Below are 25,379 nucleotides of genomic sequence, written 5' to 3' on the forward strand. Positions count from 1 at the left end.
GACACATGCATATCGCGCCTTACGACAACCAGAACAAACCGATCGTGGATGCCGACGACGCCACCGTCCCGCTCAATTACTTCAACATAGTGAAGCTGAAAAAGGGCGAGGCGTTTGAATATACCGTGCCGGGATACGAGACGTGCATCGTGCCCGCGACGGGCACCGTCGACGTGAATGTCGAAGGGTTCAAGGCCGATGCGCTGGGCGGGCGTGGCGTGGACGTGTGGGACGGCGAGCCCGAAGGCGTCTATGTGCCCACAGCTGCCAAGGCAGAGATGGTCTGCACATCGGACGAAGCTGAAATCTTCGTGGCCGGCGCGCGGTATGACAAGGTGCTGGACGCCTTTGCCGTGCGAAATGACGAGTTGGATCTTGTGCAATACGGCTCCGACGACACGAAAACGCACCGCAAGATCAAGCACATCCTTGGCACCAAGTACCACGACAAGGTGGGTCGTTTGCTGGTGTCTGAACTCTTCACCGTGGGGCAGGGCGGTTGGTCTGGCTTCCCCAGCCACAAGCACGACACCGACCGATCTGAGGCGGGTGAGATCATCGAGACACGTCATGACGAGACCTACAATTTCCGGTTTCGCCCCAATCACGGCTCGGGCGTGCAGATGCTGCAACGCAATGACAATACAGCAGGGGACGCTTATCACATCGTCGATGGCTCCACGATCTGCCTCGATAATGGCTACCACCCCTGCGCGGTGCTGCCGGGCTACGAGATGTATTACTTCACCATTCTCGGCGGTCTGAGCCAGCGCAGTCTGGTGCAGTATTTCCAGCCCACCCATGCCTACCAGATCGAAACGATCCCCGGCATCAAGGACATGATCGCGAAGTTCAAGTGATGTTCCATTCAGCTTTATGTACTGAGGGCAGCGTCCGTCCGCGGGCGTCGCGTGTAGCGCCCGCCCGTGGGGGCGGACGGGCGCTGCCCGGCGGTGCCCGCCGTGCGGTACATCTAATCTGCGCGGGTCTGGTCCCATGACCTTGGCAACACTCTCAGACGTTCTCATCCCCGCCAAAACCAAAGGCTACGCCGTCGCCGGTCTGGTCTGCTTGGGCTGGGAAGACATGCGCGCCTATGTTGCCGCAGCCGAGGCCGAGGGCTGCCCGGTGATCTTGCAAGCCGGACCAAGCTGTCGCGAACACACGCCGCTGCCTGTGCTGGGCAAGATGTTCCGCCATCTGGCCGAAGCAGCAAGCGTGCCCGTTGTCGCACATCTCGACCATGGCTACACATTTGGCGAGTGCAAGGAAGCGCTCGACAGCGGCTTCACCTCCCTCATGTTCGACGGCTCGCGCAAGCCTTTGGCCGAGAACATCGCAGAAACCAAAGCCATTGCCGACATGGCGCATGCGGCGGGCATCTCCTGCGAGGGGGAGATCGGGTTCGTAGGCTATGACAATGGCGAGGCCTCAGCCGGAACAGACCCGGAGGAAGCCGCTCAGTTCGCCAAGGAAACAGGCGTGGACGCCATGGCGATTTCCGTCGGCAACGTGCACCTGCAAACCGACCAATCGGGTGGGCTGGACGAAGACCGAATTGCTGCCATCCAAGCGCTGACGGACGTGCCGTTGGTCATTCACGGCGGATCGGGCGTGCCTGCCGCGCAGCGGCGCAAGCTCGCCACACAAACCAACATCTGCAAGTTCAACATCGGGACCGAGTTGCGGCAGGCCTTTGGTCATGCGCTGCGCAATGCCGTGAACTCCGATCCCGACCGCTTCGACCGTGTGCAAATCTTGAAGGACACGCATGATCCTGTGGTCGCGGCCACCCGCACCGTCCTGAAAACCATGAGAGCCGAACCATGATCAACATCGCACTTCTGGGCTGTGGCCGCATCGGACAGGTCCACGCCCGCAGCCTGATGGGCATGGAAGGCGCACGGGTTGCCGCCGTGGCCGACGCGATGCCTGACGCGGCCAATGTGCTGGCCGCACGCACGGAAGCGAAGGTGATGGAGGTCGAGGATATCCTTGCCGCCCCCGATATCGACGCGGTGGTGATCGGCACGCCTACCACGACGCACTACGATCTGATCCATAGTGCGGCCCGCGCGGGCAAGGCGATTTTCTGTGAAAAACCCATCGACCTGAACGCAGCGCGCATCCGCGATTGCCTCGCTGTGGTCGAACAGCACGATGTGCCCTTCTTCATTGCGTTCAACCGCCGCTTCGACCCAAACTTTCGCACACTCAAAAGCCAGATCGACGAGGGTCATATCGGCAAGGTCGAGATGGTCACGATTCTGTCGCGCGACCCGTCGCCGCCGCCCATCGGCTATATCAAGACCTCGGGTGGCCTGTTCCGGGACATGATGATCCATGACCTCGATATGGCGCGGTTCCTGCTGGGCGAAGATCCGGTGGAAATCTTTGCCCATGGCTCCTGCCTTGTTGACCCAGAGATCGGGCAGGCGGGCGACGTGGACACGGCGATGGTCAGCCTGCGCACCGGCTCCGGCAAGCTGTGCCAAATCTCCAACTCGCGCCGCGCGACCTATGGCTACGATCAACGGATCGAGGTGCATGGGGAAGAGGGAATGCTGCGGGCCGACAACGTGCTGACCTCAACCGTTGAGATGTCGAACGCCAGCGGTTTCACCCGCGCGCCCACCGAACCCTTCTTCCTCGAACGCTATGCCGCGGCCTATACCGCCGAGATGGAGCATTTCGTCGAGGTCCTGACCGCAGGCACGACGCCGAACCCAAGTGGCATAGATGGCTACAAGGCGCAGGTGATGGCCGATGCGGCGCAGGCGTCGCTTGAGGCAGGCACGCCACAAGCACTCGTGTTCGACTAGATCGCGGCGCTGTAGGTCCGCTGGTCGGATTGCTCGGTGTGGTCGTTCGTCATGGCACCGGCGATCAGGCGCACAAGTGGGTGCGCCCACCGCGCAATCGACAGCGTGGACCCGTCCCATGTCACGGCATCACTGAACCTTTCGACGATGTGCAGGATGCTAGTCAACACCTGCTCGTCCGATAACTGTACGTCCGACAACGTAGCCGCGTGATAGCACATCAGTTGCTCAACCACGTTTGCCTTCAGGTGATCCAGATCGTTCAGGGCATAGCCCCGCCAGATCGGTGAGCGATCCGCTTCAACCTCGGCCGCGTATTTCCCGGTGACGGGAATGTTCTGCGCAAATCCCTGCGGATATGTCGAGATGGCTGACGCCCCCAATCCGATCAGATATGGGGCGTTGTCATCGGTGTAGCCTTGGAAGGATCGGGTCAGCCGCTTGTCAAAGTAGGCTTGTGCCAGTGCGTCGTCGGGGCGTGCAAAGTGGTCGATCCCGATCTGGACATAGCCCTGACCCAATAGCGTACGCCGGGCCAGATCGAAGAGCTCCAACCGTTTTTCCGGCTTTGGCAATGCGTCGCTTGGGATGAGAGATTGCCGCTTGGACATCCAAGGCACATGCGCGTACCCAAAAAGCGCAATGCGGGTCGGCTCCATCTCAAGTGCGGCCTGCAATGTGGCAGTCAGCGTCTGTTCTGTTTGAAACGGTAGGCCATACAGCAGATCGAAGTTTAGTGCATTAACGTCAAGCAGGCGCAACTGCGTGACGACGTCAGCCGTCATCTCGAAAGATTGCTCTCGCCCGATGGCTTGCTGCACGTGTGGATCGAAATCCTGAATACCAAGGCTCGCGCGCGACAGCCCATGCTTCTTGAGCATGGCAAGGCGCTTGGGTCCCACATCTGTCGGGTCCACCTCGACGGAGAACTCCTCGAGGTCATCGAGGCCCCAAATGTCATTCAGCCCTGTCAGCAACCGGTCCAGCAGGTCGGCGGAGAGTATGGTGGGCGTGCCACCGCCAAGGTGCAGGCGCTTGGGTTTGACTGTTTGTGTGAAACCGTCGCGTGTGGCGCGCGCCTCGGTCAGCACCCGCTCGACATAGGGCGCAAGCGGGGCGTCGTTGCGCGTGCCTTGGGTCCGGCAGGCACAGAACCAGCATAATCTGCGGCAAAACGGGATGTGGACATACAGCGAAATCTCTGCATCCTTGGGAGCAGTGGATTGCCAGGTGCGCACGCATTCCGCATTCACCCCTTCGCTGAACCAATTGGCGGGTGGGTAGCTTGTAAAGCGTGGCACCCTGGCATCGAAAAGCCCATGACGGCGGAGGTCGGAAACGTGTTTCATTCATCCAAGTTCAGTGATCTGTCGGCCCCGTGCATTGACACAGATCAACGGAGCTTAAGATGAACAAACCGCTTGCGGCCGTTGAAAGCTGTTCGACCTGCCCGATCCGTCACCGGGCTGTCTGCGCGCGTTGTGATGATGATGAGCTGGAGCAGCTGAACCAGATCAAGTTCTACAAGACGTATTCCGCCGGGCAGACCATCGCGATGCGTGGCGACGCGCTGGATGTTGTCGCCTCTGTTGTGGGCGGCACAGCGACGTTGGAGCGCGGGATCGAGGATGGGCGAACCCAGCTTGTTGGTCTTTTGCTGCCCTCAGACTTCATTGGCCGTCCGGGACGCGACACGTTGCAATATGATGTCACGGCCGTAACCGATGTCACGCTATGTTGTTTTTACCGCAAGCCCTTCGAAAAGCTGTTGAAAGAGGTTCCTCATGTGCAAGAGCGCATGTTGGAGATGGCGCTGGACGAATTGGATGCCGCGCGCGACTGGATGTTGCTTCTGGGGCGCAAGACGGCGCGGGAGAAGATCGCCAGCTTCCTGATGCTGATCGCCAAACGCACAGTGCATCCTGATGGTCGGGTGTTGGGGGATACCTCCCGTATTCAGCTGCCGATCAGCCGTGAGGCGATGGCCAATTTCTTGGGTCTCACCATTGAAACCGTCAGCCGTCAATTCACCGGACTGCGCAAGGATGGCGTCATCGAACTGGATGGGAACCGTGTTGTGCTTGTCCCCGACCTTGAGACGTTGCTGCTGGAAAGCGGTGATGATTCTGACGGTGGTCCCCTGATCTGATCAAGGCTTGATCCACATCAACGCGCCTCCGCACGGGGGCTGCTATCCCTTCTGGCCTTAGGGCCAAAGGAGGGCTTTCCCATGTATTCCAACATTCTGATCCCCGTCGCATTCGGTGAGGGACGCGATCATGCCCAAGCCACAGCCGTCGCACAGCATCTGGCGTCGGAAGGTGCCCGCATCACATTGCTGCACGTGATGGAACAACTGCCGGTCTACGCGGCAGAGTACATCCCCGCAGACCTTGTCGCAGGAAGCCGGGAGCGCGTGAATGCGCGTCTGCAGGTCATGGCGTCGGAACTGCCCAATTGCCAGAGCGCCCTGATTGAAGGGCCGACCGGGCGCAGCATCACGGATTATGCGCAAGAACACGGGATTGACCTGATTGTCATGCCGTCCCACCAGCCCGCGCTGTCCGACATCCTACTGGGATCGACGGCTGCATGGGTCACTCGTCACGTGAAGTGCGCGGTGCATGTCATCCGGTAAATCTGCGCATCTTGATCCAGATCAACGCGCCTCGGCGCACGGGTCCCTAATCAGAAAACATACGAACAGGTGTGTTGTCCCCGCGGGGACAGTGCGCAGACGCGTAGCGAACGGTTTCTTCCAGGCCGTGCGGTGCGAATTTGCAAAGGAAAGAGAATGTGGGACTACGTTAAACTCATTTTACTTGGCCTTGTTGCCCTGCTCGCTGCCATCGCAGCGGATTGGGGGCACGATCTGGCTTACAAACTGCATGCAGCGCTGATCTTCGTGATCGCGCTGGGCATGTTCATCTGGCAAGTCCGCCAGATCGGAGAAACGCGCGCCGTCGTGGATGACACCGGATATATGGATGGTGTGATCCGGGCGGGTGTGATCGCCACCGGGTTCTGGGGGGTCGTTGGCTTCCTCGCCGGGGTGTTCATCGCCTTCCAGCTTGCCTTTCCCGGTCTGAACTTCGATTGGGGTCAACCCTTTACCAACTTCGGACGTCTGCGCCCGCTGCACACAAGTGCGGTGATTTTTGCGTTTGGCGGCAACGCCCTGATCATGTCCTCTTTCTACATTGTGCAACGGACCTGCGGTGCACGCCTCTGGGGCGGCAACCTGTCTTGGTTCGTGTTCTGGGGGTACCAGCTGTTTATCGTGATGGCCGCCACCGGTTATCTGCTGGGTGCCACGCAGTCCAAGGAATATGCCGAACCTGAGTGGTACGTGGACATCTGGCTTACCCTTGTGTGGGTCGCGTTCCTGGCCGTCTATCTGGGCACGATCTTCAAGCGGCAAGAGAAACACATCTATGTCGCCAACTGGTTCCTTTTGAGCTTCATCATCACTGTGGCGATGCTGCACATCGTTAACAACCTGAGCATCCCCGTATCGCTGCTGGGCTCCAAGTCCGTGCAGGTGTTCTCGGGTGTGCAGGATGCGATGACGCAGTGGTGGTATGGCCACAACGCGGTTGGCTTCTTCCTCACTGCCGGGTTCCTGGGCATGATGTACTACTTTGTGCCGAAGCAGGCCGAACGCCCCGTCTACAGCTACAAGCTGTCGATCATTCACTTCTGGGCGCTGATCTTCCTGTATATCTGGGCCGGTCCGCACCACCTGCACTACACCGCGTTGCCGGATTGGGCCGCGACCCTTGGTATGGTGTTTTCGATCATCCTGTGGATGCCGAGCTGGGGTGGCATGATCAACGGTCTGATGACGCTGCAAGGCGCGTGGGACAAGCTGCGCACGGACCCGATCATTCGGATGATGGTGATCAGCCTCGCCTTCTACGGCATGTCCACCTTTGAGGGACCGATGATGTCGATCCGCGCGGTGAACTCCCTGTCACACTACACCGACTGGACCATCGGGCACGTGCACTCTGGCGCACTTGGCTGGAACGGCATGATCACCTTTGGCGCGCTTTACTTCCTGACGCCACGCCTGTGGGGTCGCAAGCAGATGTATTCCATGTCGGCCATCGACTGGCACTTCTGGCTCGCGACCATCGGTATCGTGCTTTACGCCTCGTCGATGTGGGTGACCGGCATCATGGAAGGCCTGATGTGGCGCGAAGTCGATGCCCAAGGCTTCCTGGTGAATTCGTTCGCCGACACCGTGAGCGCGAAGTTCCCGATGTATGTGGTGCGTGGTCTGGGCGGGGTTCTGTACCTCGCAGGGGGCATCATCATGGTGTGGAACATGTGGATGACCATCCGCGGCGGCAAGCCCGTCACGGTGGCCCCACCCATGCCCGCAAACGTTCAAGCGGCATAAGGAGACAGCACAATGGCTTTTCTTGACCGACATCAGGTTCTGGAACGCAGCCCGACGCTTTTGTTCGTCTTCTCGCTGCTTGTCGTCACCATCGGTGGCATCGTTGAAATCGCACCTCTGTTCTATCTTGAGAACACGATCGAAGAGGTTGATGGGGTGCGGCCCTACAGCCCGCTGGAGCTGGCCGGGCGCGACATCTACATCCGCGAAGGGTGCTATGTCTGCCACAGCCAGATGATCCGCCCCATGCGGGATGAGGTTGAACGTTACGGGCATTATTCACTGGCGGCGGAGTCGATGTATGACCACCCGTTCCAGTGGGGGTCAAAGCGCACCGGGCCTGATCTGGCCCGTGTGGGTGGCCGATATTCGGATGCGTGGCATGTGGATCACCTGCTTGATCCGCAGTCCGTGGTGCCGGAATCGATCATGCCCAAATACGCGTTCCTCGCCGACACCGTGATTGACGGCGAACAGATCGAGGATTTGGTCAGCACCCACCGCTTTGTGGGCGTGCCTTACTCCGACGAGATGGTGGAGGCTGCGGCTGCGGACTTCCGGGTGCAGGCCGATCCCGATGGCGACTGGGACGGGCTGGTGGAACGCTATCCCGGTGCGGTGGTGTCCAATTTCGACGGTCAGCCTGAGTTGACCGAAATGGATGCGCTGATTGCGTATCTTCAGATGCTGGGCACGTTGGTCGACTTCTCGACCTTCACCCCCGATGCGAACCGATAGGAGGACATGATGGACACCTATTCCTTCCTGCGTGAACTCGCTGACAGCTGGGTCCTGCTGGCCATGGTGGTCTTCTACATCACAGCGTGCCTCTGGTCCTTCCGCCCCTCGGCGCGCAAGGCCAACGAAGAGGCCGCCAGCATCCCATTCCGCAACGACACAGATGCGCATCTGACCGCACAAGAACCGGAGGCCGACTGAGATGGCTGACAACAAAGATATCGATGAAGCCACAGGCACTGACACCACCGGTCATGATTGGGATGGCATCAAGGAGCTGAACAACCCGCTGCCGCGGTGGTGGCTGTGGTGCTTTTACGGCACGATTGTCTGGGGCGTGGCCTATACCATCGCCTATCCGGCGTGGCCCCTGGTCAACTCGGCCACCGCAGGGTTGCTGGGGTATTCGACCCGCGCCGAGGTGGCAGAGCAGATTGCGGAAGTCGAAGCGCAGAACGCCGAAGTGGCGGCTGTGCTGGCCTCTGCCGATCTGTCCACCCTGTCGCCCGATGATCCGGCGCACCGATATGGTGTGGCAGGCGGCGCGTCCGTGTTCCTTGCCAACTGTTCGCAGTGTCACGGCGCGGGGGCTGCGGGTGTTCAGGCGGGAGGCTATCCCAACCTGCTGGATGACGCATGGCTTTGGGGCGGGTCGCTTGAAGATATCGAGTACACCGTCCGTCACGGCATTCGGAACGATACCGATCCCGATGCACGCTGGTCCGAGATGCCTGTCTTTGGCGACATCCTGTCGGATGAGGAGATCGGACAGACGGTGGAATACGTACTGGCCTTGTCTGGTCAGGATCACGACGCGGCACTGGCCGAACAGGGCTTGGTGTTGTTCGAAGAGCAGTGCACCGCCTGTCATGGCGACGCAGGTGAAGGCATCCGCGATCTGGGCGCACCCACCCTCAACGACGCGATCTGGCTTTATGGGGGCGACCGCGAGACCATCACCGAAACGATCACCTATTCCCGCTTCGGCGTGATGCCCGCATGGGGTCCGCGTCTGGATGAAGATGAGATCAAGGCGGTCACATTGTATCTGCACCAGCTTGGCGGGGGGGAGTAACGCCCGCCAGGCCTACGGCGCGCATCGGGGCGAAAGCCTCCTTGGAGGGGAATGCGCGACGGTCCCGGCCCTTGTCCTGTTCGTACCTAGCAGGGGCCGGGATATCATTTGTCACCCTTGATCCAGATCAAGGAGGCAAAATCCCACCCCGTGCAGTGTACGCTTACGAACAGGACAACTTGAAATGACACAGCCTCCGGCCTCTCCGCCGTCTCTTTATGCTGCGCGTGAACCGATCTTTCCCAAGCGGGTAAAGGGCACGTTTCGAACGCTCAAATGGTGGATCATGGGGGTGACCCTAGCGATCTACTATCTGACGCCGTGGATTCGCTGGGATCGCGGCCCGAACCTGCCCGATCAGGCGGTTCTGATCGATCTGGCCGGTCGCCGCTTCTACTTCCTCTGGATCGAGATTTGGCCCCATGAGTTCTACTTTGTGGCGGGCCTTCTGATCATGGCCGGGCTTGGCTTGTTTCTGTTTACATCCGCCCTTGGCCGCGTCTGGTGCGGCTATACCTGCCCGCAGACCGTGTGGACGGATTTGTTCATTCTGGTGGAGCGGTGGATCGAAGGGGACCGCAACGCGCGCGTCCGCCTGTGGAATGCGGATTGGTCGCTGCGCAAGGTCCGTTTGCGAGTAACCAAGTGGGCGGTGTGGTTTCTGATCGCCCTCGCCACCGGCGGCGCGTGGGTGTTCTATTTCGCGGATGCGCCTACCCTTGCCGGGCAATTGCTGACCTTCAGCGCGCCCTTGGTTGCCTATTCCACCATCCTTATTCTGGCGGCGACGACCTTCGTCTTTGGCGGCTTCATGCGCGAACAGGTCTGCAATTACATGTGCCCGTGGCCACGCATTCAAGCCGCGATGATGGATGAAAGCACCCTGACCGTCGCCTACCGCCATTGGCGGGGTGAGCCGCGCGGCAAGCACCGCAAGGCCGAAGGTGCGGACCAATTGGGTGATTGCATCGACTGCATGGCTTGCGTGAACGTGTGCCCCGCAGGCATCGACATTCGGGACGGGCAGCAGATGGAGTGCATCACCTGTGCCCTGTGCATTGACGCCTGTGACGAGATCATGGAGCGGATCGGCAAGCCGCGTGGCTTGATCGATTATCTGGCGTTGTCCGATGAGGAGGCGGAGACGCAGGGTGCCAAACCGCGTCCCATCTGGCAGCATGTTCTGCGCCCTCGCACCATTCTGTACACATCCATGTGGTCGTTGATCGGTGTGGCGTTGGTCTATGCGCTGTTCATCCGGTCGGACATCGACCTGACGGTGGAGCCTGTGCGCAATCCGCAATTCGTGACCTTGTCCGATGGGGCTGTGCGCAACACGTATACGTTGCGCATCCGCAACCTGACGGCGGATGACCGTGACTTCCGCGTCATGCTGACCTCGGACGAGATTTTGCGGATTGATGTGGAAACCGATGGGCCCGTGGCGAACCATGTCACCGTCCCTGCGAATGAGACGATGCAGGCGCGGATCTATGTGATTGCGCGCCCGGATGATCCGGCGGCTGATGCCGTCACCACCGATCTTCGCTTGTGGGTCGAAGACGTCGAAACCGACGACCGTGCGGGCGTCTCCACCATCTTCAACGGAAAGGGCTGAGCCATGATCAAGGAAATCACCGGGTGGCATGTACTGTGCATCTTTGGCTCCGCCTTCGCTGTGATCATCGGGGTGAACCTGACACTGGCCTTTCAGGCGGTGCACACCTTTCCGGGGCTTGAGACCAAGAACTCCTACGTGGTGAGCCAGCAGTTCGAAGCGGACCGGGCTGCGCAACAGGCATTGGGCTGGATGGTGTCGGCAGAGGTGACCGATGGTGTGCTGGAACTGACCATCGACGATGCAATTGGGCCTGTTGTGCCTGTCATTTCCTCTGCCACCCTTGGCCGCGCCACCCATGTCGGAGAGGACATTAGCCCCGCCTTCCTTCACGATGGAAAACGGTTCGTCGCTGATGTGCCTACGCTGGCAAGCGGCAACTGGAACTTGCGTCTGGAAGCCGTCGCACCTGACGGCACCGAGTTTCGCCAGCGCATTGTCTTGCGGGTTGCCAAATGAGCGTTGCCTCCTGTCCCGGCTGTATTGCCGCCGGTCCGATCGCCGAGGCATCGGGACGCAACGCAGGTCTGCCCACGCATGAGTTGATCCTGCCCGGCGTGCACTGCGTGGCCTGCATACGGTCTGTCGAAGGGTTGCTGAACGCGCGCCCTGATATCGCAGCGGCCCGCGTGAACCTGAGCCGCAAGCGCGTCGCCATCACTGCAGAGCCGGGTATGGACCCGGCCCCTTGGATTGCAGCCCTCACGGGTATCGGGTTCGAGGCGCATGAGGCGCGCGACACCGCGTCCTCTGGCAAGGATGATGGGCTGACCCTGCGTCTGGGCATCGCGGGCTTTGCGATGATGAACGTGATGCTGTTGTCCGTTGCCGTATGGTCCGGGGCGACAGATGCCACGCGTGATTTCTTTCACTGGATCGCCGCCACGATTTCTCTGCCTGCCGCAATCTATTGCGCGCAGCCCTTTTTCCGCTCCGCTTGGTCCGCTTTGCGCGGGGCGCGGTTGAACATGGATGTGCCCATTGCCTTGGCGATCCTGCTGGCCTGTGGCCTGTCGCTGTATGAGACGATGTCCGGCGGCGCACATGCGTATTTCGACGCGGCACTGTCCCTGACCTTTTTCCTGCTGGCGGGCCGTGTGCTGGAAACGCGGATGCGGCAGGCGGCGCGCTCTGCGGCGGCAGACTTAGCCGCACTTGAACCGATGCGCGTGACGCGCTTGGCCGGGGAGACGCGGGTAAGCGTTCCGGTGGACGACGTGAACGCAGGGGACACATTGTGGCTGGCCGCAGGCGCGCGAGTGCCTGTGGATGGAGTGTTAGCCAGTAAGGCCGCACAGATCGACCGCAGCGCCCTGACCGGCGAAAGCGACGAGATTGCCGTGACGCAGGGCGCGCCATTGACTGCCGGAGAGATAGTGCTGACCGGCCCAGTGACGATGCAGACAACCGTCGCCGCCAAAGGGTCGACCCTGCGCCGCTTGATCCAGATCGCGGCACAGGCCGAAGGCGCGCGCAGCCGGTATACCAGCCTCGCGGACCGCGCGGCAGGCGTATATGCGCCGCTGGTTCATGGATTGTCCTTTGCCGCCTTTGTGGGCTGGTCCGTGGCAACGGGCGATATGTACCATGCGCTGACCATCGCGATTGCGACGCTGATCATCACATGCCCCTGCGCTTTGGGGTTGGCTGTGCCTGCGGTTGCGACTGTCGCGACGGGGCGGCTGTTCCGCATGGGGCTGCTCGTGAAATCCGAGACAGCGTTGGAGCGTTTGGCCGAAGTGGATACGGTTGTTTTCGACAAGACCGGGACGTTGTCGGCTGCTGCACTTTCCCCCGAGATCGATATGCCGGACCAGGCGCGTTCGGTGCTCAAGGCGCTCGCCCAGTCCTCGGCGCATCCGCTCAGCCGGTCTGTCTTGCCACTTCTGAGCGATGTTGGCGCCGCTGATTTGGATGACATTGTCGAGCACCGGGGCAATGGCGTGTCAGCGCTTTGGTTGGGCAAACCTGTGCGATTTGGCAACGCGGCGTGGGCGGGCGTGGGGCAGGGCACCGTTCTTCTGATCGGTACTGCTGTGTATCCGTTGGAACGGAAGGAGCAGGTGTTCGCAGACGCGACGGACACAATTGCGCGCCTGCGCGACATGGGGCTGGATGTTCATATCCTGACCGGTGACAGCGCGCGAAATGCGGCCCGCGTTGCGGCAGAGCTAGGCGTGGACCGGGTCCATGCCGAAGTGGACCCCGAAGCCAAGCAAGACCTGATCGAAGCGCTGCAAGCCGACGGTCGCAAGGTCGTAATGGTGGGCGATGGTCTGAACGATACGCTGGCCCTGACCCGTGCGTGGGCGTCGATTGCACCCGGCACTGCGCTTGAGGCCAGCCAGAACGCGGCTGACGTGGTGCTGCTGGGCCAGCATCTTTCGGGCATTCCATCGGCAATCGGCATCGCCCGCAGCGCGCGGCGGCGGATATTGGAAAACTTTGGGCTGGCCGCGTGCTATAATATGGTTGCGATTCCGTTGGCATTGGCCGGTTTTGCCACGCCGCTTATGGCCGCTCTGGCCATGTCCACAAGTTCGATCACCGTGACCCTGAACGCACTTAGAACAAAGGCCTGAGTTATGAATGTACTTGTCATCCTCGTCCCCTGTTCGCTCATACTTGGTCTGGGTGCGCTTGTCGCATTTGTCTGGACGCTGAAAAGCGATCAGTATTCAGACCCCGATGGGGACGCGCAGCGCATCTTGCTCGATGACGACTAGAACGCGACCTTGTCGCCACCTTTGAGGTCGAGGATCTCGCGCGCCTCGTCCGGGCTTGCGACTTCGCAGCCGAGGTCTTCGACGATGCGGCGGATTTTGCTGACCTGCTGCGCGTTGGAGTCCGCCAGTTTGCCGCGAGAGATGAACAGGCTGTCTTCGAGCCCGACGCGCACGTTGCCGCCCATCTGGCTGGCTGTGGTCGCCAGTGGCATTTGTGCCCCGCCTGCGCCCAGGACAGACCAGCGGTAGTCGTCGCCAAAGAGCCGGTCAGCAGTGCGTTTCATAAAGATGAGGTTGTCGACCTCGGCCCCGATCCCGCCCAACACGCCAAAAACGAATTGCAGGAAGACAGGTGCCTTGAACAGGCCAATGTCCATGCAGAATTTCAGGTTGTAGAGGTGCCCGACATCGTAGCATTCGTGTTCGAATTTGATGTCGTGGGGCGCGAGTTCTGTTGCCGCCTGTTTGATGTCCGCAAAGGTGTTGCGGAAAATGTTGGCTTCGGACCCGGCGACATAGTCCTTTTCCCAATCGTGCTTCCAAGTGTCGTAGCGGTCTGAGAGTGGATGGAAGGCAAAATTCATGGAGCCCATGTTGAGCGAACACATTTCGGGGCTGAACTTGACCGCCGCTTTTATCCGATCCTCGATCAGCATGGTCGGCGCGCCACCTGTTGTGATATTCAGAACTGCGTTGGTGGATTGCTTCACGCGGGACAGGATACCGGTGTAGTGGTCGGGCATGACCGAGGGGCGGCCGTCTTCGGGATCACGGGTGTGTAGGTGCAGGATAGACGCGCCGGCTTCGGCTGCCGCAATGGCCTGTTCCGCGATGTCATTGTGCGTGACGGGCAGGTGGTCGGACATCGTGGGCGTGTGGATGGCGCCTGTGACCGCGCAGGTGATGATCGTCTTTTGCTTGGCCATGTCAGGTGTCCTTTGGGTCGTTCAATTTGATGCGGTAGCTGAGCGGGAAGAGTTCCAGATCGTAGCGGTCGCGGATCAGGCCCCAGACGCCCTTGGGTGCTTTCAGCATGACCACGATGGCGACGACGCCCAGCACCAGCAAGTAAATCGTGCCGAAATCGGCAAGTGTTTCACGCAGCAGGAAGAAGAGAAGCGTGCCGATGATCGGCCCTTCGAGCGTGCCGATACCGCCGATGACGACGATGAAGATGACGAAGGCTGTCCAGTCGTTGACTGAGAAGGCAGCATCGGGCGAGATCCGCAGTTTTTGCAGGAAGATGAGCCCGCCGATGATGGCCGTGAAGGCCGAGGTGACGACGTAGACTTCGAGTTTCGTGCGCCAGATGTCGATGCCAAGGCCGCTGGCGGCAACCTCGCTGTCACGGATGGCGGTGAGGGCAAGGCCCCGGCGGGAGCGGAGGAAGAGGTAGACGGCGGTGATGACGAGGATGGCAGCGCCGAGGGCGAGCCAGTAGCTGAGCGCCTCGCGGGCGGAACGGCCGTCTGCCAGCGACCGGACGATACCGACGGGCAGGGAGGTGCCGGAGCCGCCTCCCAAGGCGGAGATCTGGGCAAATGTCAGGCGGAACACTTCGGCCACGACCCATGTTCCGATGGCAAAATATGCGCCCTTGAGACGGAAGATCAGCGCGGCGATCGGGACCGACAGGACGGCGGCGAGCAGACCAGCGAGCAGGATCGCAGTGATGGGGTGCAGCCCGCCGAAGATGGTGAGCGCGAATAGCATGTAGCCGCCGAAGCCCACGAAGGCCTGTTGGCCCACGGACACGAGGCCCGCGTAGCCTGCCATCAGGTTCCAGAGGCAGGCAAGGGAAAGGTAGAGGAAAATCTCGCCCATGAGGCGCAGATCGGCGCGGCCGGCCCACCAGGGGGCCGCGGCCAAGACGATCAGGGCGAGGGCCGCGATGATCATCGCGATGCGGCTGGCGCGGGTGGCGCGGTATACGGTTGGGACGGTCAATGTTGGACCCTCGGGAACAGGCCGTTGGGGCGGACCGCGAGCACAACGAGGAAGGCAATATGGCCTGTGAGGACCTGCCAGCCTGGGTCAATCTTGGCCCCGATGGTTTGCGCGACGCCAAGGATCACACCTCCTGCAAGTGTGCCCCAGAGGTTGCCGAGGCCACCGATGATCACCGCCTCAAACCCGAAGATCAGTCGCCCGCCGCCAATGGAGGGATCGAAGCTGGTGCGGATGCCAAGAAGGATGCCCGCGATACCGGTGACAGCAAGGGCCAGCGCCATGGCGAGGCCGAAAACGTGTGCTTTGTTCAGGCCCATGAGTTGGGCGATATCCTGGTTGTCCGATACAGCGCGGAAGCCGCGACCAAGGGCGGTGGAGTAGAACATCCATTGCAGGCCAGCGATGACGGCAACGGCGATGCCGAACGTGAGCAGGGGTAGAATGCCGATGGTGAGGCCGCCCATGGATACACTGGCCGTCTCGATCGCCCCTGCCGACAGTTTCTGCGGGTCGGCCGTGTACCCTTCCAGCAATGCGTTCTGGATAATGACCGACAGACCGAACGTGACCAGCAGGGGCGGCAGGATGTCTGGCCCAAGCGTCTGGTTCAGGATGCCGCGTTGCAGGACGTAGCCGATGACCGCCATCACTGGCAGGACCAGAAGGGCGGCGGCAAAAGGGTGGACGCCGAACATCATTGTCGTGCTGAGACCGAGATAGGCGGCGAGAATGATCAGGTCGCCATGGGCGATGTTTACCAACCGCATCACACCAAAGATCAGCGACAGCCCGGCGGCAAAGAGGGCATAGAGCCCGCCCAGCAGGACGCCCTGCACAATTACGCCTGTCCATTCGATCATGCGGCTACTCCGAAATAGGCGGCGGTGATTTGGTCGCGGGTGACGTCGCCCGTCTTGCCGCTGAGCGACACGCGACCCTCTTGCAGGCAGAAAACGCGGGACGAGACTTCGAGCGCTTTGCTGATGTCCTGTTCGACCACGAGTGCGGTCATGCCACCGCCGATGATGCCCGGCAGGGCGTCGTAGATCGTTTTGATGATGACGGGGGCGAGGCCGAGGCTGATCTCGTCAAAGAGGATGACTTCGGGGTTCGCCATCAGGGCGCGGCCGATGGCGACCATCTGTTGTTGGCCGCCAGAGAGCGACGTGGACGCCTGTTTGCGCCGTTCCTTGAGGACCGGGAACAAGTCATAGACAGCGGTGAGCGACCATGGGCCGGGGCGTGCGACTTTGCCGCCAAGCATGAGGTTTTCCTCAACCGACAGGCTGGGAAAGAGTTGCCGTCCTTCCGGCACGAGGGCGAGACCGCGATAGGCAACCTCGTCTGCGCGCAGGGTACCAATGGGTTCGCCATTGAGCCGCACCTGTTCCGGCGCATTGGGCATCAGGCCGGAGATGGACCGCATAAGGGTGCTTTTGCCTGCGCCATTTGCGCCGATAATGGCGATCACTTCGCCTGCATGGATGTCCATGTCCACGCCATAGAGCGCCTGAAAGTCGCCGTAATGCGCGTCGAGTTTTGACAGCGACAGGATCGGGTCAGACATCGGGGTCCATTCCCAGATAGATTTCCTTGACCTCGGGGCTGTCCATAATCGCTTTTGGTGCGCCTTCGGCGATCTTTTTGCCGAAGTCGATGACGATCAGGCGGTCCACGACCGCAAGCAGAGCGTGGACGACATGTTCGATCCAGATGATCGTGGTGCCCGCAGCGTGCACTGTCTTGATGGTGTCGATCAGGGCGGTGCATTCTGCATCCGTCAGGCCGCCTGCGATTTCATCAAGGAGGAGGAGTTTTGGTTGCGCCGACAGTGCGCGGGCCATTTCGAGGCGCTTGCGGTCGAGCAAGGTCAGAGAGCCTGCGCGTTGGTTTGCCTTTGGCAGGAGCCCTGTGTCGGTCAAAACTTGGAGCGCGTGGTTTTCGGCGTCATGGCCAGACAGGCCCGCGCCTTGCATCGCGCCGACAAGGGCGTTTTCATAGACCGTCATGCCGCCGAACGGCTGGGGGACCTGGAAGGACCGGGCGATGCCCATCTTGCATCGCTTGGCAGCAGGGGTTGTTGTGATGTCCGCCCCTTGAAAGGTGATCCGGCCCGCGTCAGGGCTGAGCGCGCCGGTGATGAGGTTGAACAGCGATGTCTTGCCTGCGCCATTGGGGCCAAGGATGCCCACGGCGTCGCCCTGGGCAATCTCGAAACTCGAGTCGTCCGCCACCTTGACGGCGCCGAACGACTTTTGCAGCCCGCTGACGGATAAAAGGGCAGACATCGCCGTGCCTTAGCCCAGAAGCTGCAGGTCGCCGCCCACAGGGATCTGCGGCGCGTGGCTGTTGTTGGTGATGACCAATTCGACACCGTTGCCAGCCTTCTGCCATTGACCGGACACCAGCGGCGTTTTGGAGACGTTCGGCACAGGGCCGTTGGCCCAGTTCACGTCGCCCACAATGGTCGAGATGTTGGTGTCTGCAATAGCGGCAGCGTTGGCCTCGAAATCATCGAGGTCTTCGGAGCGCGAGATGACGTCAGCCACCACTTCGAACAGCGCGTGCTTGAAGCCGATGGGCTGGGTCCACGGGCGACCTGTTGCAGCGGTGAAGCCGTTTGCCAATTCGGCTGCTGACGTTCCGGTGAGGGACGAATTGAACGGGTGGTTCGGGGACCACCAGATTTCAGTCGTCAGGCCCACGCCGCGATCGCCAAGTGCTTCGATGGCGGACGGGAACAGCAGCGCCTTGCCGATGGTCGCAACCTTGGGATTGAAGCCCTGTTGCGCAGCCTGCGCCCAGAAGGTGCCGAAGTCCGGTGGGATCATCACGCCGGTGACAATCTCGCAGCCTGCGTCCTTGAAGGCGGAGATATAGTTCGAGAAATCGTCTGTCAGGGGCTGGAAGCGGCCCGGATCGACCAGTTCGAACCCTTGGGCGGCGAGGGGCGTTGGCAGGCCCAATTCAGGGTGGCCCCATGCGTTGCCGTCTGCGTCGTTCGGGAACAACCCGCCGACTTTCTTGGCCACGCCTGCGCCATCCCAAAGGCTGGTGAAGTTGGCGATGACGTCCTCTAGCCCCCAGAAGAAGTGGTAGGTGTATTGGAAGCCTTCCGCCGGGTTGCCGCCGCGTCCGAAGAAATAGGGCTGCCAGGGGGCGTCGGTGGTGATGCAGGGAACCTCGTTGATCTCGGCCTGATCTGCCACCGGGTTCGTCGTGTCCGGGGTCGCGGCGGCGGTGATGATGTCCACTTCGTCCGACAGGATCAGTTCCGCGGCCACTTCGGCGGCGCGGTTGGGGTTGGACTGGCTGTCCTTTTTGATGATCTCGATGTTGTAGGACTTGCCATTGTTGGTCACGCCGCCCGCGAAATGGGCGCGCAGACCTTCGAGGATGTAGTCATCGGCTTCGGCAAAACCTGCCAATGGCCCGGTGGATGGCGTCACGAAGCCCACCTTGATCGTCGGGTTCGCGGCATAGGCGCGTGTGGCGCGCAGAATCGCGGGGGCTGCGACAGTAGCGCCCAGCCCAGCCAGAATACGGCGGCGTGTGATATCGGTTTTCATGTCTTTCCTCCCTAGGGTGTGGTTCGAATTTTGATCCGATCCGGGGTGCGCGACCCACTTTTGACGTGGTTTGGCGCGGTCGTATTCAACAGACCTATCACATTCAAAAGATGATCCTGATCCGATTTGAATGGCAGTTTATAACCTTGCGTTATGTTGAGGACGTGTCCCCCAGCAGTTTTTCGAGAGCCAGAAGGTGATGCGCGATGCGTTGCTTCGTGGCGTTAACGTCACCATCTTGCCAGTTTCTCAATCCATGGCCCGCTGCCATACCGCTCCGCCCATCGTCCAAAAGGGATTGAAGGAGCGGGGACGGTTCGGGACGGGCGTCAAGGTCGAACAGGACCTGACGGTGAATGTCATGGGTCAGTTCCAACCCAACGAGATCGGCGTTCTCAAGCGGACCAAGCACTGCCAAACGTCGGCCGAAGCTGGCCTTGACCACATCATCAACGGCCTTGGCCGAACAGATGCCGTTTTCTACCAAACTGATCGCCTCGCGCCAGAGCGCATGCTGCAAGCGGTTGCCGATGAAGCCGGGAACATCCTTTTCCACAAGCGCGGGCGTTTTGCCCGCGTCCGCGAGCAAAGCCATCATCGTGTCGGCCAAGCCCGGATCGGTCCATTCGGTTTTGACCACCTCGACCAGCGGGATCATGTGCGGCGGGTTCCACCAGTGGGTGCCAAGCGCGCGGTGCCGGTGCCGCAGCCCGCCCATGATCTTGGTGATTTGAATGACAGACGTATTGGAGGCGAGGATCGTATGGTCGGGGGCGTGCGCCTCGACCTCGGCAAAGATGGATTGCTTCAGTTCCAGCTTTTCGGGGGCCGCTTCGAATACAAACCCCGCATCTCCGACGGCGGCCTTGATACTGTCGCACAGTTCAATCCGTTTCAACGCACGTGCAATATCTTGATCCGACGCGCCCAGCAGGCGCAGGCTGTCAGATACGCGCTGTGGCAGGGAATGCAGCATGTCGGGCAGGGGATCATGCACGGCGACGTAGTGACCGGCGCGGGCAAAGGTCAGGGCGATGCCATGGCCCATCAACCCGCCACCGATCACCGCAATTTGCTGGTTCTTGTCCATCCCTCAGCCCGCCGTGTAGCCGCCGTCGGCATAGAGGATATGCCCGGTGTAGAAGTCGGAGGCGCGGGAGGACAGGAACAGAAGCGGTCCCGCGAGGTCTTCGGGTTCGCCGAGCCGCCCCTTTGGCACACGGGTGAGGAAGCCGTTGCGCACGGTCTTTGCCTCGTCCGTGTCTTCGAACATCCATGCGGTGAGGGGCGAGCGGAAGACGGTCGGCGCGATGGCGTTCACGGTGATGCCTGTGGGGCCAAGCTCGCATCCGAGCGCTTTCGTGATCCCGTCCACGGCGGCCTTGGACGCGCAATAGGCGGTGTAGCCTGCCGGGTGGCCCAGAAGGCCTCGGGCGGAAGACATGAGGACGATCTTGCCGCCATTCCCTTGCGATTGCATTTGTGCGCTGGCGGCGCGGGCCATGAGCCAGCTTTGGGTGACGTTGGCGTCCATGACACCTTCGAACGTGGACGGGTCCATGTCGCCAATCTTGGCGACCTTGTTCATGCCGGACGCTACGACAAGGATATCCAGGCATCCGTATGTTTCCACCGTTTCTGCAATGAGGGCTGCGCAAGCATCTTCGCTGTCCGGGCGGGTGTTGATCTGGTGGGTGTCGCCAGTGCATGTGGCAGCGACCTCTGCCATGGCTGCGGCGTTTCCTGCAGCCAGAACCACCTTGGCCCCGGCCCCTGACAGGCACCGCGCGGCAGCCGCGCCAAATGCACCGGATGCGCCTGTTATCAGAGCGACTTTGCCGGACACGTCAAAGAAGGATAGCGGATTGTCGAGGCTCATGGTCGACCTCCTTCAGGATAGGGGATCACGACAAGCATTTTGCAGACATGGTTGCTGCGGTTTTCGATTTTGCGCACCTCTCCGGGAGGGATTGTGCAACTGTCCATCGCGCGCAAAACGGTGTCAGTTCCGTCAATGGTGATCGTCATTTCACCCTCAAGCAGCACATAGACTTTTTCGAACGGGGTCGCGTCGGGACCGGCCCCGCCACCGGGTAGAAATTGCGAGAAGCCGATCCACTGGTTCTCCGGCCCGCCATCCTCGAACCCCTGCAGGCGCAGCCCGGTGACGCCCCAGTGGTTTGGGGCGTCGTAGGGTTGGGCGTCGGCAAAGCGTTTGACCAGCATCAGAAGTCCTCGCCCGCCTCGATCCGGTAGGCTTGATCCTTGTCCATCATGGCGACCAGGCGGATGATGCAGCCATCGCCGCGGTCCCAGTTCCACGGGAAGAAGGCGAAGGTGACGCGTTTGCCGGTCACGCGGTCCAGATCGCCGCCGACATTTTCAATGCCAAGAATGCCGTTGGTGAACAGTTTTTGGTGCACAGGCTCCCATTCGGGGAAATCGACCTCCCATGGAGTGCCGCCAGACCACTCGAGGTATTCTTTTTCAAGATGCGGCAAGATGGGGCCGTTGCGCTGCGGGCCGATGGCCGTGGCGAGCGGATGGTCGTTGGCTTGGGTGTCGTGGCCGACAACCTTCACGCCCTTTTCCACCATCCAATCGGCGGCAGAGGGGACAAGGCCGGGGCAATAGGCAAAGTAGTCGCCGTCTTCGTATTGCTTGTGCCAGCCGGTGTTGATGATCAGAACGTCATTTTTCCGAATTGCGTCGCCGCAGGCTTTTTCCAGATCGTCGCCGGTAATCTGTTCCCATTTCTTCTTGGGAATACTGACCACAAGGCCCGAGCCAAAGAAGTGGGGCAGGGGCACTTCGTCGATGAACGGCGTGCCCTGCACCACGTGGGCCGGGGCGTCGATATGCGTGGTGACGTGCATGGTCGTGGTGATTGTCTGGCTGAGAACGCCCGACTTGGCCATGTAGTGCTTGCGGTCGATCTGGACGTCCTTGAAGTAGGGCCAGTTCGGGCACTGAAAGCCGTAACGGTGGCTGAGGTTCACGAACTCCAGCCCCATGTCGTTGTTGTCATTTTCCTGGAAATCGATCCCTCGAATATTGACGACCATCGGCTCCTCCCAAAGCTGCGTGTTGCTGTCCTGTATTATGGTGCGTATGTACCGCATTGCGGTCAATAATTGATTTGGCTGCGTGCTACGGGTAGGTTTTGGCGCATACTTGGTGCCTGAAGAATGAAGTGAGAACGGCGGATGCAGCACGAAGAAATATCGAAAAATCAAGGTATTCAGGTGATTTCACGGGCGGCTGACATCCTGAGATTGCTGGGGCGAGAGACGGGCGGACTGAGCCTTGGGCAGATTGCCAAGCGGGTTGGACTGCCCCGCTCTACGGTACAGCGCATCGTTGCAGCACTTGCGACCGAAGGCTTCATCTCGACCGAGCGAGGGGATGGGGGAATCAGGTTGGGCCGTGAAATCCAAAGCCTCGCGCAGGCCGTTTCGTCAGACATGCGCGCACGATTGCGCCCGGTGATGGAGCGTTTGTCGGAAGAGACCGGCGAGACGGTCGATCTGGCCGTGTTGGAAGGGACGCAGATGCTGTTTGTCGATCAGATCGAAGGCAGTCACAGGTTGCGGACCGTGTCCCGGATCGGTGAGCACTTTCCCTTGACGACAACAGCAAATGGGCGTGCGGCCCTGGCGTGCATGCCGCCCGAACGGGCGTTGTCCATGATCCGGGCAGAGCATCGGAACCGCGGCCAATACGTACCGCCGCTGAGCGAGATTGTGGCTGATATTGATAGCATCCGCGCAGGTGCGCTCGCCTGCGATGAGAACGAACACACCGATGGCATCTGCGCCATGGGGTTTGCCGTAGCCGATCAGGTGGGCGACATTTTTGCTGTCTCCGTCCCTGTGCCCAGCTCGCGCTATGACCGGGTGAAGCCGGTGCTTGCGCAGGCGATCAAAGCGGCGATTGCCGAATTGAACTAGATCATCGCATCACAAACGGGTTTTCCATCGGCGCGTCGGAGGTGTTGATCCACGTCGTCTTGGTCCGTGTGTAGTCGTGGATCGCTTCGATGCCCGCTTCGCGCCCATATCCCGACTGGTTGAAACCGCCGAACGGGGCAATGGGAGAGATTGCGCGATACGTGTTGATCCAGCAGATCCCGGCCCGCAATCGGTCTGACACGCGGTGGGCACGGGCAAGGTTCTGGGTGAAGATGCCAGAGCCGAGCCCGAAGTCGCTGTCATTGGCAAGCGCGATGGCTTCATCTTCGGTATCGAAGGGAAGAAGCGACATGACGGGGCCAAACATCTCGACCTTCAGAGTTTCGATGCTCGGGTTCGGGCATTCGACCAGAGTGGGCGGCATGTAGTTTCCAGCCGTGTCCAAAGCTGTTCCGCCGAAGTGTATCGTGGCGCCTTGCGACCTTGCTTTGTCCAAAGTGTCAGCAATCCGAGCAACCTGTGCTTGGGTGCAAAGCGGGCCAACATGGGTGGTGCTATCCAAAGGGTTGCCCATTTGGATGTCAGCCGCCTTCTCGCGGATTTTTTCGACCAGTTTGTCAAAGACGGGTCGGTGCACCAGACCACGTGACCCCGCCACGCAGCTTTGTCCGGAGGCTCCGAAGTTGCCTGCGATCAAGCCATTGGCTGCCCCATTCAGATCGGCGTCGTCAAACACGAGGATGGGGGACTTGCCCCCCAGTTCGAGCGTCGTGACAGCAAAGTTTTCTGCCGAATTGCGTACGACGTGTCGCGCGGTGTCGGGCCCGCCAGTGAAGGCGATACGGTCCACTTGAGGGTGCCTGGTCAGCGGGATCGCGCAATTGTTGGCGTCGCCCGTGATCACCGACACAACGCCGGGAGGAAAACCCGCCGCCTCGATCAGTTTAGCAAATTCGAACATCGGCGCGGGCGCGATTTCGGATGCCTTGAGCACGACGCTACACCCCGCCGCGAGCGCCGGGCCCAGCTTGGTTGCAGTGAGGAACATCTGGGCGTTCCAAGGCACCACCGCAGCGACAACCCCGATAGGCATACGGCGTGTAAAAACGTGCATGTCGGGCTTGTCGATGGGCAGCACGGCCCCTTCGATCTTGTCGGCAAGCCCCGCATAGTAACGGTAGTAGTCCGCGACGTAGGCTGTCTGCGCCGAGGTTTCCGCCAACAGCTTGCCGCTGTCTGTCGTCTCGATCCGGCCCAGATGGCCCGCGTGTTCTTCGATCAGATCAGCAAGGCGATACAGCAATTTCCCACGTTGTGTTTGGTTCATGTCGCGCCAAGTCGGATCATCAAGCACCCGTCGCGCCGCCTGTATCGCGTCATCGACATCCCCGGGCGCAGCACAGGCAAACGTTGCCCAATCTTTGCCCGTTGCAGGGTTCTGTGTCGCCATCACCTGACCCGCCGCACCGTCGCGCCACGCGCCATCAATGAAAAGTTGGTAGTGCTGGGTCATCGTGTCCCTCATTGAAAGGCAGGCATCACGTCGTCGATAAAACGGGCCAGCGACGCGCGTTTGCGTTCGAAACTCATACCGCTGTCGATCCAGAATGCATACTCGTCATAGCCCAGATCTTCGTACCGCTTGATCTGGTCGATCACCTCTCGGGCTGTGCCGATGGTCAGATCGCGGTGCATGTTTTGCGGGGACATCATTGTGTTGGCGGACAACTCATCATCGCTGAGTTTCGCAATTAGCCCCTGTTCGACAGGCCGTTTGTTCTGAAACCAAGCGCCGAAATAGCAGTAGAAACGCGATAATTCGCTCGCGGCCACATCGACGTCATCGGCATCTGACCCGACATAGGTGTGGTGCAGCAGCATGATCTTGGGGCGCTGCCCATCAAAGCTGGCGCAAGCGTCATTGAACCGGCCCATCAACGTTTCGATCTCTTCAAGCCCTTGCCAAAGTGGCGTCACTTGGATGTTGAAGCCGTTGTGCACGCCAAATTCATGGCTATTGGGATCGCGTGCTGCGATCCAGATCGGCGGGCCATCGGCCTGCCGCGGTTTTGGCGCGCATGTCGTCGGTGGGAATTGAAAGAACTCGCCTTCGTGCGCGCAATCCCCGGACCAAAGTGCGCGCAACAACGGCACGGTTTCCCGCATGCGCTGCCCGGCTTCCCATGCGTCCATCCCGGGCATCATGCGTTCATATTCGTAGGAATAGGCGCCGCGTGCGATGCCCAGTTCGATCCGACCGCCCGTTATCACGTCTGCCGATGCAGCCTCGCCAGCCAGTCTGACCGGATGCCAGAAGGGCGCGATGACAGTGCCCGTGCCAAGGCGCACATTCCTGGTTTGGTGGGACAGGTCCACAAGCGTCAGGAACGGGTTGGGCGCGATCGTAAATTCCATCCCGTGATGCTCGCCTGTCCAGATTGCGCGCATCCCGCCGTCGTCGGCCATCTTGCACAGCTCGATGAAGTCGCGGCGCAATTCGTCGTGCTCCTGATCCGGGGTCAAGCGTTCCATATGAGCAAAGAGGGAGAAGTCCATGGCTCAGAT

The 25,379-nt window shown here is 60.6% G+C and carries 27 protein-coding genes; 14 read left to right on the forward strand and 13 right to left on the reverse strand.

Annotation, left to right across the window (positions count from 1 at the left end; genetic code table 11):
- Positions 1–5 precede the first annotated feature (5 nt).
- The 3 genes from Q1A32_RS17075 (at position 6) to iolG (ending at position 2,822) form a co-directional block, all read left to right on the forward strand.
- Positions 6–860, forward strand: a complete 855-nt coding sequence (locus Q1A32_RS17075; protein WP_299655846.1) for a 5-deoxy-glucuronate isomerase — start codon at positions 6–8, stop codon at positions 858–860.
- A 136-nt stretch (positions 861–996) separates the two neighbouring features.
- Complete coding sequence (locus Q1A32_RS17080; RefSeq protein ID WP_299655849.1) at positions 997–1,830, forward strand: class II fructose-bisphosphate aldolase; 834 nt, start codon at positions 997–999, stop codon at positions 1,828–1,830.
- Positions 1,827–2,822 carry an inositol 2-dehydrogenase gene (gene iolG / locus Q1A32_RS17085; protein ID WP_299655852.1) on the forward strand — a complete coding sequence of 332 codons (996 nt, stop codon included), beginning with the start codon at positions 1,827–1,829 and terminating at the stop codon, positions 2,820–2,822. The genes Q1A32_RS17080 and iolG overlap by 4 nt, the downstream gene beginning before the upstream one ends.
- Here iolG and hemN read toward each other — a convergent pair.
- The gene (gene hemN / locus Q1A32_RS17090) at positions 2,819–4,171 is read right to left on the reverse strand and encodes an oxygen-independent coproporphyrinogen III oxidase (protein WP_299655854.1); all 1,353 of its coding nucleotides are present in this window, start codon (positions 4,169–4,171) and stop codon (positions 2,819–2,821) included. The two genes, iolG and hemN, sit on opposite strands and share 4 nt — an antisense overlap.
- Positions 4,172–4,230: 59 nt before the next feature.
- Between hemN and fnrL the strand changes: the two genes are divergently transcribed.
- From fnrL to ccoS, 10 genes are all read left to right on the forward strand, one after another.
- The gene (gene fnrL, locus Q1A32_RS17095) at positions 4,231–4,971 is read left to right on the forward strand and encodes a transcriptional regulator FnrL (protein WP_299655857.1); all 741 of its coding nucleotides are present in this window, start codon (positions 4,231–4,233) and stop codon (positions 4,969–4,971) included.
- 81 nt (positions 4,972–5,052) lie between these two features.
- The gene (locus tag Q1A32_RS17100; RefSeq protein ID WP_299655860.1) at positions 5,053–5,460 is read left to right on the forward strand and encodes a universal stress protein; all 408 of its coding nucleotides are present in this window, start codon (positions 5,053–5,055) and stop codon (positions 5,458–5,460) included.
- A gap of 156 nt (positions 5,461–5,616) precedes the next feature.
- The gene (ccoN, locus tag Q1A32_RS17105; protein ID WP_299655863.1) at positions 5,617–7,227 is read left to right on the forward strand and encodes a cytochrome-c oxidase, cbb3-type subunit I; all 1,611 of its coding nucleotides are present in this window, start codon (positions 5,617–5,619) and stop codon (positions 7,225–7,227) included.
- 12 nt (positions 7,228–7,239) lie between these two features.
- Positions 7,240–7,965 (forward strand): cytochrome-c oxidase, cbb3-type subunit II, encoded by a 726-nt coding sequence (gene ccoO / locus Q1A32_RS17110; protein WP_299614664.1) that lies wholly within the window; start codon positions 7,240–7,242, stop codon positions 7,963–7,965.
- Positions 7,966–7,974: 9 nt separating this feature from the next.
- Complete coding sequence (locus tag Q1A32_RS17115) at positions 7,975–8,166, forward strand: cbb3-type cytochrome c oxidase subunit 3 (protein WP_299614665.1); 192 nt, start codon at positions 7,975–7,977, stop codon at positions 8,164–8,166.
- A 1-nt stretch (position 8,167) separates the two neighbouring features.
- Positions 8,168–9,040 (forward strand): cytochrome-c oxidase, cbb3-type subunit III, encoded by an 873-nt coding sequence (gene ccoP / locus Q1A32_RS17120; protein WP_299655866.1) that lies wholly within the window; start codon positions 8,168–8,170, stop codon positions 9,038–9,040.
- 184 nt (positions 9,041–9,224) lie between these two features.
- Positions 9,225–10,658: a cytochrome c oxidase accessory protein CcoG gene (ccoG, locus tag Q1A32_RS17125; protein WP_299655869.1), complete on the forward strand. Its 1,434-nt coding sequence runs from the start codon at positions 9,225–9,227 to the stop codon at positions 10,656–10,658.
- 3 nt (positions 10,659–10,661) lie between these two features.
- The gene (locus Q1A32_RS17130) at positions 10,662–11,117 is read left to right on the forward strand and encodes a FixH family protein (protein ID WP_299655872.1); all 456 of its coding nucleotides are present in this window, start codon (positions 10,662–10,664) and stop codon (positions 11,115–11,117) included.
- The gene (locus tag Q1A32_RS17135) at positions 11,114–13,240 is read left to right on the forward strand and encodes a heavy metal translocating P-type ATPase (RefSeq protein ID WP_299655876.1); all 2,127 of its coding nucleotides are present in this window, start codon (positions 11,114–11,116) and stop codon (positions 13,238–13,240) included. Before Q1A32_RS17130 ends, Q1A32_RS17135 begins: the two co-directional genes overlap by 4 nt.
- 3 nt (positions 13,241–13,243) lie before the next feature.
- Positions 13,244–13,384 carry a cbb3-type cytochrome oxidase assembly protein CcoS gene (ccoS, locus tag Q1A32_RS17140; RefSeq protein WP_299614670.1) on the forward strand — a complete coding sequence of 47 codons (141 nt, stop codon included), beginning with the start codon at positions 13,244–13,246 and terminating at the stop codon, positions 13,382–13,384.
- Here ccoS and Q1A32_RS17145 read toward each other — a convergent pair.
- The 10 genes from Q1A32_RS17145 to Q1A32_RS17190 all read right to left on the reverse strand — a co-directional run bounded on the left by Q1A32_RS17145 (position 13,381) and on the right by Q1A32_RS17190 (position 21,968).
- The gene (locus Q1A32_RS17145; protein WP_299655879.1) at positions 13,381–14,310 is read right to left on the reverse strand and encodes a 3-keto-5-aminohexanoate cleavage protein; all 930 of its coding nucleotides are present in this window, start codon (positions 14,308–14,310) and stop codon (positions 13,381–13,383) included. The genes ccoS and Q1A32_RS17145 overlap by 4 nt on opposite strands.
- Before the next feature lies 1 nt (position 14,311).
- The gene (locus Q1A32_RS17150; RefSeq protein ID WP_299655882.1) at positions 14,312–15,331 is read right to left on the reverse strand and encodes a branched-chain amino acid ABC transporter permease; all 1,020 of its coding nucleotides are present in this window, start codon (positions 15,329–15,331) and stop codon (positions 14,312–14,314) included.
- Entirely contained in the window at positions 15,328–16,194 is an 867-nt protein-coding gene (locus Q1A32_RS17155; RefSeq protein ID WP_299655885.1) for a branched-chain amino acid ABC transporter permease, read from the reverse strand. Before Q1A32_RS17155 ends, Q1A32_RS17150 begins: the two co-directional genes overlap by 4 nt.
- Complete coding sequence (locus Q1A32_RS17160; protein WP_299655888.1) at positions 16,191–16,901, reverse strand: ABC transporter ATP-binding protein; 711 nt, start codon at positions 16,899–16,901, stop codon at positions 16,191–16,193. The genes Q1A32_RS17155 and Q1A32_RS17160 overlap by 4 nt, the downstream gene beginning before the upstream one ends.
- On the reverse strand, positions 16,894–17,622 hold the full coding sequence (locus tag Q1A32_RS17165) for an ABC transporter ATP-binding protein (protein ID WP_299655891.1): 729 nt from the start codon (positions 17,620–17,622) through the stop codon (positions 16,894–16,896). The genes Q1A32_RS17160 and Q1A32_RS17165 overlap by 8 nt, the downstream gene beginning before the upstream one ends.
- A gap of 9 nt (positions 17,623–17,631) precedes the next feature.
- Complete coding sequence (locus Q1A32_RS17170) at positions 17,632–18,903, reverse strand: ABC transporter substrate-binding protein (protein ID WP_299655893.1); 1,272 nt, start codon at positions 18,901–18,903, stop codon at positions 17,632–17,634.
- Positions 18,904–19,054: 151 nt separating this feature from the next.
- Positions 19,055–19,993: a 3-hydroxyacyl-CoA dehydrogenase family protein gene (locus tag Q1A32_RS17175; protein ID WP_299655895.1), complete on the reverse strand. Its 939-nt coding sequence runs from the start codon at positions 19,991–19,993 to the stop codon at positions 19,055–19,057.
- Between the two features lie 3 nt (positions 19,994–19,996).
- Positions 19,997–20,782: an SDR family NAD(P)-dependent oxidoreductase gene (locus tag Q1A32_RS17180; RefSeq protein WP_299655897.1), complete on the reverse strand. Its 786-nt coding sequence runs from the start codon at positions 20,780–20,782 to the stop codon at positions 19,997–19,999.
- Positions 20,779–21,129, reverse strand: coding sequence for a cupin domain-containing protein (locus Q1A32_RS17185; RefSeq protein ID WP_299655899.1), 351 nt, complete (start codon positions 21,127–21,129; stop codon positions 20,779–20,781). The genes Q1A32_RS17180 and Q1A32_RS17185 overlap by 4 nt, the downstream gene beginning before the upstream one ends.
- On the reverse strand, positions 21,129–21,968 hold the full coding sequence (locus Q1A32_RS17190; protein ID WP_299655901.1) for a cyclase family protein: 840 nt from the start codon (positions 21,966–21,968) through the stop codon (positions 21,129–21,131). Before Q1A32_RS17190 ends, Q1A32_RS17185 begins: the two co-directional genes overlap by 1 nt.
- A gap of 141 nt (positions 21,969–22,109) precedes the next feature.
- Here Q1A32_RS17190 and Q1A32_RS17195 point away from each other — a divergent pair, with 141 nt between their 5' ends.
- Positions 22,110–22,853 (forward strand): IclR family transcriptional regulator, encoded by a 744-nt coding sequence (locus Q1A32_RS17195; protein WP_299655903.1) that lies wholly within the window; start codon positions 22,110–22,112, stop codon positions 22,851–22,853.
- A 1-nt stretch (position 22,854) separates the two neighbouring features.
- Here Q1A32_RS17195 and Q1A32_RS17200 read toward each other — a convergent pair whose 3' ends face one another.
- Both Q1A32_RS17200 and Q1A32_RS17205 read right to left on the reverse strand, forming a co-directional pair.
- Positions 22,855–24,327, reverse strand: coding sequence for an aldehyde dehydrogenase (locus Q1A32_RS17200; protein WP_299655905.1), 1,473 nt, complete (start codon positions 24,325–24,327; stop codon positions 22,855–22,857).
- A gap of 8 nt (positions 24,328–24,335) precedes the next feature.
- Entirely contained in the window at positions 24,336–25,370 is a 1,035-nt protein-coding gene (locus Q1A32_RS17205) for an LLM class flavin-dependent oxidoreductase (RefSeq protein WP_299655907.1), read from the reverse strand.
- Positions 25,371–25,379: the final 9 nt, after the last annotated feature.

This window comes from uncultured Tateyamaria sp., assembly GCF_947503415.1.
Taxonomy (GTDB): domain Bacteria; phylum Pseudomonadota; class Alphaproteobacteria; order Rhodobacterales; family Rhodobacteraceae; genus Tateyamaria.